Below are 13,807 nucleotides of genomic sequence, written 5' to 3' on the forward strand. Positions count from 1 at the left end.
TAGAATCTCCCACAGGGGATCTTCAGTGGACACAAAACTGGTGTCCGGCAAAGATCCCCTGTGGGAGCGAGCTTGCTCGCGATGAGGCCAGCAAGAACACTGAAAATTCACGCCCCTTGACGTAAACGTCAACCTGCCATTAGCTTAGCGTCATGACCTTTTGCGAGCGCTTCCATGAGCAGCCAGACCTACAGCATTTCCGACCTCGCCCGCGAGCTTGACATCACCACCCGCGCCATTCGCTTTTATGAGGAACAAGGCCTGCTCAGCCCCGAGCGCCGTGGCCAGGAACGCATTTACTCGCCCCGCGACAAAGTCAGCCTGAAGCTGATCCTGCGGGGCAAACGCATCGGTTTCTCACTGGCTGAATGCCGCGAGCTGATCGAGCTCTACGACCCGTCCAGCGGTAACACCAAACAGTTGCACAGCATGCTGGCGAAAATCAGCGAGCGCCGTGAGCAGCTTGAACAGCAGTTGCTGGACATCGAACAGATGAAACTGGAACTGGATACTGCCGAAGAGCGCTGCGTACAGGCGCTGGAGCAGACGCTCAAAAGCCAGGAATCAATTCAGTAAATCCACACCGCCCCCTGTAGGAGCGAGCCTGCTCGCGATGGTCGTTAACGATAACGCGTGTTTGCTGGATAAACGCGGTGCCTGAGAACCCATCGCGAGCAGGCTCGCTCCTACAGGGTTCTCCGAACAATCAGCACAGGTCGAAGCCCATGTCCCTCCCCTCCCACGTACGCATCGTCGAAGTCGGCCCGCGCGACGGCCTGCAAAACGAAGCCCAACCCATCAGCGTTGCCGACAAGGTGCAACTGGTCGATGCACTGACCGCAGCCGGGCTCGGCTATATAGAAGTCGGCAGTTTCGTGTCACCCAAGTGGGTGCCGCAGATGGCAGGCTCCGCCGAGGTTTTCGCGCAGATCCAGCGCAAACCGGGTGTGGTCTATGGCGCGCTCGCTCCCAACCTGCGCGGTTTCGAAGATGCCCTCGCCGCCGGGGTGAAGGAAGTGGCCGTGTTCGCCGCGGCGTCCGAGGCGTTTTCCCGGCGCAATATCAATTGCTCGATCAGCGAAAGCCTGGAGCGTTTCGTGCCGATCATGGACGCCGCCAGACAACAGGGAGTGACCGTGCGCGGGTACGTGTCCTGCGTGCTGGGGTGCCCCTATGAAGGTCACGTCCCCCCGGAGCAAGTCGCTTTGGTCGCTCGCGAACTCTATGCCATGGGCTGCTACGAGGTCTCGCTGGGGGACACCATCGGTACCGGCACCGCTGGCGCGACCCGGAAAATGTTCGAAGTGGTAGCAAAGGATGTACCCCGTGAAAAGCTCGCCGGGCACTTCCACGACACCTATGGCCAGGCCGTGGCCAACATCTACGCCAGCCTGCTGGAAGGTATCTCGGTGTTCGACAGCTCCATCGCCGGTCTCGGCGGCTGCCCCTATGCCAAGGGCGCCAGCGGTAACGTCGCGACCGAGGACGTGGTTTACCTGCTGAACGGCCTGGGTATCGACACCGGAATCGACCTCGACGCCCTGATGCTCGCCGGTCAACAGATTTGCAGCGTATTGGGGCGCCCTACCGGTTCCCGCGTGGCCAGGGCCCGCAGCGCACAGTGAGTGTGTCCGGGTGTTACCGCACAGACTCAATCGTGGGCACAAGCGAGTAACACGGAAACAAAATGTAGGGTTTTACCTGAGGCGAAAAACCCTACAAAACCGCAAGCCGTTGATTTTAAAGGCTTTTAAAAAGTTGGCACGGCTCCTGCTATATTTATCGCATAACAAGAATAAAAAAATTGCGGCAACCCTAATAAAAACAAGACGTAACGACTCTGACATAACAAAAACAACACGGCAGAGACGCAGCTAACAGATTTTTTTGGAGAAGATGTGCTTTTCAGGGTGCTTTTCGAAGTGACCCGCGGCCAGACAGAGAATAATAAAACTACCTTCAGGTAGCTCCCGTACTGGTTGGATCGCTCAGCGAAAAAGCAGATCAGCGCTCAAAAAAATACGTTTGCTCTTGATCCCGGATGGGGATCGCCAAAAACAGCGGTAAAGGGCAACGGTTGCCAAAAACAAAAACAGACCGACCCTCAATAATAAAAAAAGAGCACGCGCAACGACAAATTAAAGGGGAGCTTCGGCTCCCCTTTGTGCTTCCCGGGATTCGGGTTCAGCGCCCATCGTTCGCCCCCCATCCAACAGAAATCACCAAAAGCAATGTCTACGCCTGGCGGTATGCCTCCATTGTCTGACCTACGCATCGAGCCCGACGCGCCTCTGGATCCTGCTCGTCCGAGCTCTGCATGCAGTTGCGGAAGTAGGCAACATAGCCATCGAAGTCTTTTGCCGCCTGCTCTGGAGAGACCGCTGCCAGGCGCTCGATGAAACGACGCGGTGAGACTTCGAAATGCTGATAATCAATCGGATAGTTGAAGTAACCTCCCCAATTGATAAAACCATAATTGGCAAACACATTGACTACCGGCTCAGCAAGACCAAAACGCTCCGGTTTCTCGGGTCGAAACTGCATTCGGTTGACATAAGCACGCGCGGAAACAACCGGATCAATCATCGCCTGACCAGTAGGCTGGATATTAATGTAGGGATTCTGGATCGGGTTAAGATCAATCGCAGCACCGTATGCATGAAGAGACCAACTACTACCCCCGGTAATCGCCCGCCCATTGAAAGCCGAAGTATTATTATCGGTCATGGAGGCGCCATCATTCCCCATGTAATGTTCAAGACCGCGCGCTATTTTCAATGGAAACGCCATATGATGAAGATCGTTGAAAATGCTTTGCACATAAGGGGCAAAGGCATCCAGCACGGTTATCGAGCCTTGTTCGACCTGGCCTTCGAAATTGGTGAAATCGAAGGAAACCACACGCAATCTGTCACAGCCAACCGGGTTTTCGTCGGTAATGACATTAGTCGCCTTCATTAACTCGCACAGCTCAGGGGTGACCGGAGAAATACTGGCCTGTGCCACCTCGCTCAGTCCCACGAGCGCTGCTGAACACAAAACCCCGGCCATTAATAAGTTTCTTACTTCCATGTCAGATTTAACTCCTGTAATGACTCACACCACTTCATGTGGGCGTATCGAAACCTTACAGGGAATCCAACAGCAGGATCATCCGATCAAGTGTATGCCAACGTAAACTTGACCACTAAAACGCAGACACTAAAAAGCCGATACGGGTATCGGCTTCTTTTCAGAAAAACCTTGAAACGCGTTTTTGTCCCGCGGCAACCAAGCGGGGTCTACCGATTTACCTGGAGCTCCTCGATACTGATCTCGCGCATCCGGAATTTCTGGATCTTGCCGGTCACGGTCATTGGAAACTCTTCCACGAACTTGAAGTAACGAGGTGTCTTGAAGTGCGCGATGCGCTCCTTGCACCAGGCTTGCAGTTCTTGTTCGGTAGCACTGTGACCGGGGTGGAACTTGATCCAGGCGACGATCTCTTCGCCGTAGCGCGAGCATGGAATGCCGATCACCTGAACATCCGCAACGGCCGGATGCGTGAAGAAAAACTCTTCCAGCTCCCGCGGGTAAATATTCTCACCGCCACGGATGATCATGTCCTTGTTGCGCCCGGCAATACACACGTAGCCCTCATCGTTCATGCTCGCCAGATCACCGGTGTGCATCCAGCCTGCCTGATCGATGGCTTCTGCGGTGCCTTCGGGATTGTTCCAGTAACCCAGCATCACGCTGTAACCGCGAGTGCACAGCTCACCGATGGTGCCTCGCGGCACCAGGTTGCCGGCTTCGTCGATGATCTTGCTTTCAAGCTGCGGCTGGGTGCGACCGACAGTGGTCACGCGCAATTCCAGGTCGTCTGAAGGACCGGTCTGCAATGACACCGGACTGGTTTCCGTCATGCCATAGGCAATCTGCACTTCGCTCATGTGCATTTCGCTGATGACCCGGCGCATCACTTCGATAGGACAGGTTGCGCCTGCCATGATCCCCGTGCGCAGGCTCGACAGATCGAATTCGGCACGTTGAGGTTGATCGAGCATGGCGATGAACATGGTCGGCACGCCGTACAGTGCCGTGGCTTTTTCGTCAGCCACAGTGCCGAGGGTCAGTAACGGATCGAACGCGTCGTTCGGATAAATCATCGTGCTGCCATGGGTGATGCAGCCGAGATTACCCATGACCATGCCGAAGCAGTGATACAAGGGCACCGGGATCACCAGGCGATCGGCCGCCGTCAGGCCCAGGCTCTCACCGACCATGTAACCGTTATTGAGAATGTTGTAGTGGCTGAGGGTCGCGCCCTTGGGAAAACCGGTGGTGCCAGAGGTGTACTGGATATTCACCGGCTGATCGAAATGCAGGCTGTTCTGGCGCTCATGCAGTTGCTCGACCGTCACGCTGCCAGCCAGACCGGTCAATTGCGACCAGGGCAGGAACCCCGACGGCGGCTGGGCATCCAGGCTGATAACGCCACGCAGCTCCGGCAACCGCTCGCTTTGCAGTTTGCCGATGGATTGCTCGGCCAGCTCCGGCACCAGGCCCTGCAGCATCGCGTGATAGTTCGAGGTCTTGAAGGCGCCGGCACACACCAGCCATTGGCAGCCGGACTGCTTGAGTACGTATTCGAGTTCGGAACTGCGATACGCCGGATTGATATTGACCAGGATCACGCCGATTTTCGCGGTGGCAACCTGGCTGATGCACCACTGCGCACAGTTCGGCGCCCAGATACCAAGACGGTCCCCGGCTTGCAGCCCCAGCGCCAGCAGCGCCCTGGCGTGCAGGTCCGCGGCCTCGGCCAACTGCCGCCAGGTGTAACGCAGCTGTTGATGGCGCACCACCAGCGCCTCCCCGTCCGGGTACCGCGCGACCGTGTTGTCGAACGCCTGGCCGATGGTCATCGACAGCAAGGCTTTGTCCTGGGAACCACGGGTGTAACTGCGTTGCGGACTTGCACTGGGTTGATCCATGACGACCCCTATTGTCTTTATTTATGGGCTACCGGCGGTCCCTTGTGGGAGCGGGCTTGCTCGCGAAAGCGGTGTATCAGACAACATGAATGTCGACTGACAGGACGCCTTCGCGAGCAAGCCCGCTCCCACAGGATGGGTCCGCGTTCTATCTTGAACTGGCTCTACTCTCGCTCAAGTTGACGTTAACGTAAAGGGTGATTGACAGCCATTCGTCACAGGCTTACGTTAACGTAAAGGTGAGAACCCAATCACGGCCCTCCCCCGCCCCATAAAAAAGCCAAAAGGTGACCCATGAGCTATCCATCCCTGAACTTTGCCCTCGGTGAAACCATCGACATGCTGCGCGATCAGGTCCAGTCCTTCGTCGCCAAGGAGATCGCCCCGCGCGCCGCTCAGATCGACATCGACAACCTGTTCCCCGCCGACCTGTGGCGCAAGTTCGGCGACATGGGCCTGCTGGGCATTACCGTGCCGGAAGAGTACGGCGGTGCTGGCCTGGGTTACCTGGCCCACGTGGTCGCGATGGAAGAAATCAGTCGTGGCTCGGCCTCGGTGGCCCTGTCCTATGGCGCCCACTCCAACCTCTGCGTCAACCAGATCAACCGCAACGGCAACCACGAACAGAAATCCAAATACCTGCCGAAGCTGATCAGCGGCGAGCACATCGGCGCACTGGCCATGAGTGAGCCGAATGCCGGTTCCGACGTGGTCTCGATGAAACTTCGCGCCGACAAGCGTGGCGACCACTACGTGCTCAACGGCAGCAAGACCTGGATCACCAACGGTCCGGACGCCAACACCTACGTGATCTACGCCAAGACCGACCTGGAAAAGGGCCCCCACGGCATCACCGCCTTCATCGTCGAGCGCGACTGGAAAGGTTTCAGCCGCAGCAACAAGTTCGACAAGCTCGGCATGCGTGGCTCGAACACCTGCGAGCTGTTCTTCGATGACGTCCAAGTGCCGGAAGAAAACATCCTCGGCGTACTCAACGGCGGCGTGAAAGTGCTGATGAGCGGCCTCGACTACGAGCGCGTCGTCCTTTCCGGTGGCCCGACCGGGATCATGCAGGCGTGCATGGACCTGATCGTTCCGTACATCCACGACCGCAAGCAGTTCGGCCAAAGCATCGGCGAATTCCAGCTGATCCAGGGCAAGGTCGCCGACATGTACACCCAGCTCAACGCCAGCCGCGCCTACCTGTACGCCGTGGCCCAGGCTTGCGAGCGCGGCGAAACCACGCGCAAGGACGCCGCCGGCGTGATCCTCTACAGCGCCGAACGTGCCACGCAAATGGCCCTGGACGCGATCCAGATTCTCGGTGGCAACGGCTACATCAATGAATTCCCGGCCGGCCGCCTATTGCGTGACGCCAAGCTGTACGAAATCGGCGCGGGCACCAGTGAGATCCGTCGCATGCTGATCGGTCGCGAACTGTTCAACGAAACCCGCTAAACGGAGCTGTCCATGGCTACCCTGCACACCCAGCTCAACCCTCGTTCAGCGGAGTTCGCCACCAACAGCGCGGCGATGCTCAAGCAGGTCGACGCGTTGCACACCCTGCTCGCCCAAGTGGCGCAAGGTGGCGGCCCGAAGGCTCAGGAACGCCACACCTCACGGGGCAAACTGCTGCCTCGCGAGCGCATCAACCGTTTGCTCGATCCGGGCTCGCCGTTTCTGGAAATCAGCCAACTGGCGGCGTATGAGGTGTATGGCGAAGACGTCCCCGCTGCGGGCGTGATTGCCGGGATCGGTCGTGTGGAAGGCGTCGAGTGCATGATCGTCGCCAACGACGCCACGGTGAAAGGTGGCTCGTATTACCCGCTGACCGTGAAAAAACACCTGCGCGCCCAGACCATCGCCCAGCAGAACCGTCTGCCGTGCATCTACCTGGTGGACTCCGGCGGCGCCAACCTGCCGCGTCAGGATGAAGTGTTCCCGGACCGCGAGCACTTCGGGCGGATCTTCTTCAACCAGGCCAACATGAGCGCCATGGGCATTCCGCAGATTGCCGTGGTCATGGGCTCCTGCACCGCTGGCGGCGCCTACGTGCCGGCGATGGCCGACGAAGCGATCATGGTCCGCGAGCAAGCGACGATCTTCCTCGCCGGCCCGCCGCTGGTGAAGGCCGCGACCGGTGAAGTGGTCAGCGCCGAAGACCTCGGCGGGGCCGATGTGCACTGCAAGATCTCCGGGGTGGCCGACCACTACGCCGAGAGCGATGAACACGCCCTGGCACTGGCACGCCGCAGCGTCGCCAACCTCAACTGGCGCAAGCAAGGCGAGGTTCAGCAACGCACACCAATCGCCCCGCTCTACAGCAGCGACGAGTTGTACGGCGTGGTGCCGGCCGATGCCAAGCAGCCGTTCGACGTGCGCGAAGTCATCGCGCGGTTGGTGGACGGATCGGTGTTCGACGAGTTCAAGGCGCTGTTCGGGACAACGCTGGTCTGCGGTTTTGCTTACCTGCACGGTTACCCGATCGCGATCCTCGCCAACAACGGCATTCTTTTCGCTGAAGCGGCGCAGAAAGGCGCGCACTTCATTGAACTGGCGTGCCAGCGCGGCATTCCGTTGTTGTTCCTGCAAAACATCACCGGCTTCATGGTCGGCCAGAAATACGAAGCCGGCGGCATTGCCAAGCACGGCGCGAAACTGGTGACGGCGGTGGCGTGCGCCAAGGTGCCGAAGTTCACGGTGATCATCGGCGGCAGCTTCGGTGCCGGTAACTACGGCATGTGCGGTCGCGCCTACGATCCGCGCTTCTTGTGGATGTGGCCAAACGCACGCATCGGTGTGATGGGCGCCGAACAGGCGGCCGGCGTGCTGGTGCAGGTCAAGCGCGAACAGGCCGAACGCAGCGGCCATGCTTTCAGTGCCGAGCAGGAAGCCGAGATCAAGCAACCGATCCTCGATCAGTACGAAGAGCAGGGTCACCCCTACTATTCCAGCGCGCGTCTGTGGGACGACGGTGTCATCGACCCGGCCCAGACCCGCGACGTACTGGCCCTGGCCTTGTCCGCGTCGTTGAACGCGCCAATCGAACCGAGCCGCTTCGGCGTGTTCCGGATGTGATTTTCTGTGGGAGCGGGCTTGCTCGCGAAGGATCCGCCGCGGTTCACCTGTTGCACCGCGTTATCGTTCTTCGCGAGCAAGCCCGCTCCCACAAGGACCGTGGAGACGGACAACATGAGCGACTTCAACACCCTCGAACTGCTGAGCGATCCAAGGGGTTTTGCGACTCTCTGGCTCAGCCGTGAAGAAAAGAACAACGCCTTCAACGCCGAAATGATCCGCGAACTGATCATCGCCCTCGACAAAGTCGCCAGCGATGCCAGCCTGCGCTTCCTGATCGTGCGCGGCCGTGGCAAGCATTTCAGCGCCGGCGCCGACCTTGCCTGGATGCAGCAATCGGCCGAACTCGATTACGCCACCAACCTCGATGACGCCCGGGAACTGGCGGAGTTGATGTACAACCTGGCCAAACTGAAAGTGCCGACCCTGGCCGTGGTGCAAGGCGCAGCCTTCGGCGGCGCGCTGGGCCTGATCAGTTGCTGCGACATGGCCATCGGTGCCGATGACGCGCAGTTCTGCCTGTCGGAAGTGCGCATCGGCCTGGCACCCGCGGTGATCAGCCCATTCGTTGTGCAAGCCATCGGCGAGCGCGCGACCCGGCGTTATGCCCTGACGGCCGAGCGCTTTGGTGGGCAACGGGCACGGGAAATCGGCCTGTTGTCGGAGAGCTATGCCAGTGCCGAGCTGGAACAGAAAGTCGAGCAATGGATCGACAACCTGCTGCTCAACAGCCCGGCGGCCATGCGCGCCAGCAAGGATCTGTTGCGCGAAGTCGGCGACGGCTCATTGACCCCGGCATTGCGCCGCTACACCGAAAACGCCATCGCCCGCATCCGCGTCAGCCCCGAAGGGCAGGAAGGCCTGCGTGCCTTCCTGCAAAAACGTCCACCGAGCTGGCAAGCCGAAACCACCAAGGAGCCCCGTTGATGAGCGCACCTGTACTCACCACCCTGCTGGTGGCCAACCGTGGCGAAATCGCTTGCCGGGTGATGCGCACCGCCAAGGCCCTGGGCCTGACGACCGTGGCCGTGCACAGCGCCACCGACCGTGACGCCCGGCACAGCCGCGAAGCCGACATTCGCGTTGACCTGGGTGGCAGCAAAGCCGCCGACAGCTATCTGCAGATCGACAAACTGATCGCCGCCGCCAAGGCCAGCGGCGCCCAGGCGATTCACCCCGGCTATGGTTTTCTGTCGGAGAACGCCGGATTCGCCCGCGCCATCGAAAACGCCGGTCTGATTTTCCTCGGCCCACCGGCCTCGGCCATCGACGCCATGGGCAGCAAGTCTGCGGCCAAAGCCTTGATGGAAACCGCCGGCGTGCCACTGGTGCCCGGCTATCACGGCGAAGCCCAGGACCTGGAAACCTTCCGCGATGCCTGCGAACGTATCGGCTACCCGGTGCTGCTCAAGGCTACCGCTGGCGGCGGCGGCAAAGGCATGAAAGTGGTCGAGGACGTCAGCCAACTGGCCGAAGCCCTGGCCTCGGCCCAGCGCGAGGCGCAATCGTCGTTCGGCGATTCGCGGATGCTGGTGGAGAAATACCTGCTCAAGCCACGTCATGTGGAAATCCAGGTGTTCGCCGACCAGCACGGCAACTGCCTGTACCTCAACGAGCGTGACTGCTCGATTCAACGCCGGCACCAGAAAGTCGTCGAAGAAGCCCCGGCACCGGGTCTGAGCCCGGAACTGCGGCGCGCCATGGGTGAAGCGGCTGTGCGTTCGGCACAGGCCATCGGCTACGTCGGTGCCGGCACCGTCGAGTTTTTGCTGGATGCACGCGGCGAATTCTTCTTCATGGAGATGAACACCCGCCTGCAAGTCGAACACCCGGTCACCGAAGCCATCACCGGTCTCGACCTGGTGGCCTGGCAGATTCGTGTGGCGCGCGGCGAAGCGTTGCCGATGACTCAGGATCAGGTGCCGCTGGTGGGCCACGCGATCGAAGTGCGGCTGTACGCCGAAGATCCGGGCAACGACTTCCTGCCGGCGACCGGTCGCCTGGAACTGTATCGCGAATCCGCCCCAGGGCCCGGGCGCCGGGTGGACAGCGGCGTTGAAGAAGGCGATGAAATTTCGCCGTTCTACGACCCGATGCTCGGCAAGCTGATTGCCTGGGGCGAGGATCGTGAACAGGCACGGTTGCGCCTGCTGAGCATGCTCGACGAGTTCGCTATCGGCGGATTGAAGACCAACATCAATTTCCTGCGGCGCATCATCGGTCACCCGGCGTTCGCCGCTGCCGAACTCGATACCGGCTTCATTCCGCACTATCAGGAACAGTTGCTGCCGGCGCCAGCGGAACTCGGCGATGAATTCTGGCAAGCCGCCGCCCAGGCATTTGCCCAGAGCCAGCCGCACGCAACCCGTGCAGACGACCCGGGTTCACCGTGGGCGGCGCCTAATGGTCTGCGTGCCGGTTTGCCGAGAGAAATCACTCTGCACTTGAGTTGTGAAGGCCAGGACCGTGCGCTGACGCTGGGCGATATCAATGCCCACAGCACGCAGCTCAGGGGTGAGCATCTGTTGACCGAGCAGGCTGGCGTGCGCCGTCAACACCGCGCTATACGCCGTGGCGAGCAGGTGTATTTGCAGTGGGATGGCGAATTGCACCGCATCGAGGCCTACGACCCGATCAGCGCCGTCGAGGCCAGCCACAGCCATCAGGGCGGACTGACCGCACCGATGAACGGCAGCATCGTCCGCGTGCTGGTGGAGGCCGGGCAATCGGTCGAGGCCGGGGCGCAGTTGGTGGTACTGGAAGCGATGAAAATGGAGCACAGCATTCGCGCGCCCCATGCCGGGTTGATCAAGGCGCTGTATTGCCAGGAAGGCGAGATGGTCAGCGAAGGCAGTGCGCTGGTGGAACTGGAAGAAGCGTGAAATGAAGATCGGTCCTGCGCATTGCCAGGACCGATCCGATCAGAACCTGGCTGTTGCCTGAACCACTACACCGATGATTCGACATTCATCGGTGTACAAGGCTTTCGGATACGTTGGATTGAGCGGGACCAGATAACGCTGACCGCCCTCTTCGATCAGCTTGCGGAACGTGGCTTCGGCGCTGTCCGGCCACTGGGCGATGACCAGTTTGCCAGGCACCGCTTCCACGGCCGGGTCCACCAGAATCAGCATGCCTTCCGGGATGCTGATGCCATTGGGCGCGGTCATCGCGTCGCCCGCCACTTTCAACCAGAATGCCGGCCCCCGGGCGTGGTAATCGGACAGTTCATAGCGCTCCTTGCCGTACACCGGAACCTCGCCGTCGCGCACTTCGGCAGGCTGGTGCCAGTCACTGATCGGGTAGCGAAAGTACGGGTTGTACTTCTGGGTCAGGGGGATCTCGTCATCCGTTGACGCCTGCGGTTCCCGGATTACCAGCGCCACTTCGAGAAACTCCAGGCCCAGCGCCTGCAGCACCCGGTTCATGTCTTCGATGCCGGGTTCACGACGTTTGTTGAGCCAGTGGCCAATGCCGCCCTGGGACATCCCGAGGCGCTCGGCGAGTATCTCTTGAGTGATTTTGAGTTCACTCATCTTGGCCTTGACCAATTCAATCCATTTATCCATGTGCGGCACGATACGTGGGCGCCTCCGACCATCAAAACACAAATTGTAGTATTTAAATCCTCGTCACAAATACAGTTCGTATTAGGATCGACTCACGGATCTGAATCTAACACGGAGCTTGCCATCGCCATGAACCCACCCGCCAATGACCTGCCGGACGTGCAAATCGACACCACCCTCACCTCATCCCTGGACTCGGCGGCGGCACAACGCGCGCTGGACTATTACTTGAAACCTGCTGTTTCGGAGGAAGTGGCCGAATCGCGTTTTTTTGATGTGAACCGCAACATCAGCGGCGAAGAGGCACTGGTCCATGCCTTGGACCTGTTGCGCTGTGCTGCCGCCACCGCGTACGAATCAGCCAGTCACCTGCAAGGCGTAAACCGTGACCTGGCGTTTTCGACGGTGCACATGATCGACATGGCCAAGGCGATGGTTGATCGATCGCTGGAAAAGTATGAAAACGCTTGAAGTGGAAGGGTAAATCGAGAGGACAGGAAAGAATTTTCCTGTCGAGCAGGCAAAAACGCTTGACCTGCAAACGAGAATGATTATTATTGCAGCAACTGGTCGCGAGATCAGTCGATGGACCAGGTGACCTTAGGTCGGTCTCCTGGACTATCTCCTCATCAGGCTAATCACGGTTTTTGACCCGGCTTTTTGCCGGGTCTTTTTTTTGCCAGTTTTTTCTGGCTTTGGCTTCAGGCTAATGAAGTCTTTGGGTGCCGCAAATTCGATGGCGCGGATGATATCAAAAGAATTCCAGTTGGCAAGAGAAGCCCGGCATCATGGGTTCAAACCAGCGACAGATAGCACTTGAGAATCAATCGCATAATCTCTAAGCTGCGTCAGCGTCAAGGAGGACGCCCCCACCTCTGCACCCCGCAATTTCCCTCGGTTTCACCCCTCTCTTGCGTGTAAAGTAGCCGCGATAAAAATCATATTCAGGACCCGATTATGACCGTGGCCAAATCCTCTTTCGACATCAGTGCCAACTTCGACAGCGGCAACATCCAAGTCATCGACATCAGCGATCCGCTCAAACCGCTTCTGGCCATTCGTCCGGACACCCGCAGTGCCCATTTCCAGTGGTTCCACTTCAAGGCCAGCGGCCTGCATGTCGGCCAGGACCACTGGTTTCGCCTGAACAATGCCAGCCAGTCCTCCTATAACAAGGCCTGGACCGGCTATCAGGCGGTGGCGTCCTACGATCACGTCAACTGGTTCCGCGTACCCACCATTTTCGAAGGCGACTGCCTGCGTTTCAGCCTCGAAGCCGAACAGACCCACGCCTGGTTCGCCTACTTCGAACCCTACAGCCGCGGCCGCCACGACTGGCTGATCGAGCAGGCGCTGAGCAAGGCCGGAACCGAACTGCTGGCCACCGGAAAGAGCGTCGAAGGCCGTGACATCCAGCTGTTGCGCAAAGGCACCGGGGCCGAAGGTCGACGCAAGGTGTGGATGATTGCCCAGCAACATCCGGGCGAACACATGGCCGAGTGGTTCATGGAAGGCGTGATCGAACGCCTGGAAAAACACGACGACCCTGTGCTGAACAAACTGCTGGCCAGCGCCGACCTGTACCTGGTGCCGAACATGAACCCGGACGGCGTTTTCCACGGTCACCTGCGCACCAACGCCATGGGCCAGGACCTCAATCGTGCCTGGCAGAGCGCCAGCCAGGAAATCAGCCCGGAGGTCCTGTTCGTTCAGCAGCAGATGGAAAAGTACGGCGTCGATATGTTCCTCGACGTCCATGGTGACGAGGAAATCCCTCACGTGTTCACCGCCGGCTGCGAAGGCAATCCCGGTTACACGCCGCGGATCGCAAAGCTCGAGGAGCACTTCCGCAGCCACCTGAAGCACACCACCAAAGACTTTCAGACCAAGTACGGCTACACCCGCGACGAACCGGGCCAGGCCAACATGACGCTGGCCTGCAACAGCGTCGGCCAGAAGTACGACTGCCTGTCACTGACCCTGGAAATGCCGTTCAAGGATCATGACGACCACCCGAATCCGTTGACGGGCTGGTCGGGCAAGCGGTCGAAGCAGTTGGGCAAGGATGTACTCACCACCCTTGCCGATATGGTCGACACCCTGCGCTGATCACCCTTCAAGATCAAAAGATCGCAGCCTGCGGCAGCTCCTACATGGGAATGCGTACCCTGTAGGAGCTGCCGC

The 13,807-nt window shown here is 59.4% G+C and carries 11 protein-coding genes; 8 read left to right on the top strand and 3 right to left on the bottom strand.

What is annotated here, in order from left to right:
* The first annotated feature begins 174 nt into the window (after positions 1 to 174).
* Both PMI26_RS00200 and PMI26_RS00195 read left to right on the top strand, forming a co-directional pair.
* On the top strand, positions 175 to 576 hold the full coding sequence (locus PMI26_RS00200; protein ID WP_007980992.1) for a MerR family transcriptional regulator: 402 nt from the start codon (positions 175 to 177) through the stop codon (positions 574 to 576).
* A 149-nt stretch (positions 577 to 725) separates the two neighbouring features.
* On the top strand, positions 726 to 1,625 hold the full coding sequence (locus PMI26_RS00195; RefSeq protein ID WP_007980994.1) for a hydroxymethylglutaryl-CoA lyase: 900 nt from the start codon (positions 726 to 728) through the stop codon (positions 1,623 to 1,625).
* A 610-nt stretch (positions 1,626 to 2,235) separates the two neighbouring features.
* Here the strand turns inward: PMI26_RS00195 and PMI26_RS00190 are convergent.
* Positions 2,236 to 3,072: a M15 family metallopeptidase gene (locus PMI26_RS00190; RefSeq protein ID WP_007980996.1), complete on the bottom strand. Its 837-nt coding sequence runs from the start codon at positions 3,070 to 3,072 to the stop codon at positions 2,236 to 2,238.
* A 209-nt stretch (positions 3,073 to 3,281) separates the two neighbouring features.
* The gene (locus PMI26_RS00185; protein WP_007980998.1) at positions 3,282 to 4,976 is read right to left on the bottom strand and encodes an AMP-binding protein; all 1,695 of its coding nucleotides are present in this window, start codon (positions 4,974 to 4,976) and stop codon (positions 3,282 to 3,284) included.
* Positions 4,977 to 5,270: 294 nt separating this feature from the next.
* Here PMI26_RS00185 and PMI26_RS00180 point away from each other — a divergent pair, with 294 nt between their 5' ends.
* The 4 genes from PMI26_RS00180 to PMI26_RS00165 all read left to right on the top strand — a co-directional run bounded on the left by PMI26_RS00180 (position 5,271) and on the right by PMI26_RS00165 (position 10,936).
* Entirely contained in the window at positions 5,271 to 6,434 is a 1,164-nt protein-coding gene (locus PMI26_RS00180) for an isovaleryl-CoA dehydrogenase (RefSeq protein WP_007981000.1), read from the top strand.
* A 12-nt stretch (positions 6,435 to 6,446) separates the two neighbouring features.
* Positions 6,447 to 8,054 carry a carboxyl transferase domain-containing protein gene (locus PMI26_RS00175; RefSeq protein ID WP_007981002.1) on the top strand — a complete coding sequence of 536 codons (1,608 nt, stop codon included), beginning with the start codon at positions 6,447 to 6,449 and terminating at the stop codon, positions 8,052 to 8,054.
* A 114-nt stretch (positions 8,055 to 8,168) separates the two neighbouring features.
* A complete protein-coding gene (locus PMI26_RS00170; RefSeq protein ID WP_007981004.1) occupies positions 8,169 to 8,981 on the top strand; it encodes a gamma-carboxygeranoyl-CoA hydratase in 813 nt (270 codons plus the stop codon).
* A complete protein-coding gene (locus PMI26_RS00165; protein WP_007981007.1) occupies positions 8,981 to 10,936 on the top strand; it encodes an acetyl/propionyl/methylcrotonyl-CoA carboxylase subunit alpha in 1,956 nt (651 codons plus the stop codon). The genes PMI26_RS00170 and PMI26_RS00165 overlap by 1 nt, the downstream gene beginning before the upstream one ends.
* A 39-nt stretch (positions 10,937 to 10,975) precedes the next feature.
* Here the strand turns inward: PMI26_RS00165 and PMI26_RS00160 are convergent, their stop codons facing one another.
* Entirely contained in the window at positions 10,976 to 11,623 is a 648-nt protein-coding gene (locus PMI26_RS00160; protein ID WP_007981009.1) for a LexA family protein, read from the bottom strand.
* A 129-nt stretch (positions 11,624 to 11,752) separates the two neighbouring features.
* Between PMI26_RS00160 and PMI26_RS00155 the strand changes: the two genes are divergently transcribed.
* Together PMI26_RS00155 and PMI26_RS00150 are read left to right on the top strand one after the other, a co-directional pair.
* Entirely contained in the window at positions 11,753 to 12,094 is a 342-nt protein-coding gene (locus PMI26_RS00155; protein WP_007981011.1) for a DUF6124 family protein, read from the top strand.
* A 486-nt stretch (positions 12,095 to 12,580) separates the two neighbouring features.
* Positions 12,581 to 13,732, top strand: coding sequence for a M14 family metallopeptidase (locus PMI26_RS00150; protein WP_007981013.1), 1,152 nt, complete (start codon positions 12,581 to 12,583; stop codon positions 13,730 to 13,732).
* Positions 13,733 to 13,807: the final 75 nt, after the last annotated feature.

Origin of the sequence: Pseudomonas sp. GM33 (assembly GCF_000282295.1) — a bacterium.
GTDB classification, from domain to species: domain Bacteria; phylum Pseudomonadota; class Gammaproteobacteria; order Pseudomonadales; family Pseudomonadaceae; genus Aquipseudomonas; species Aquipseudomonas laurylsulfatiphila.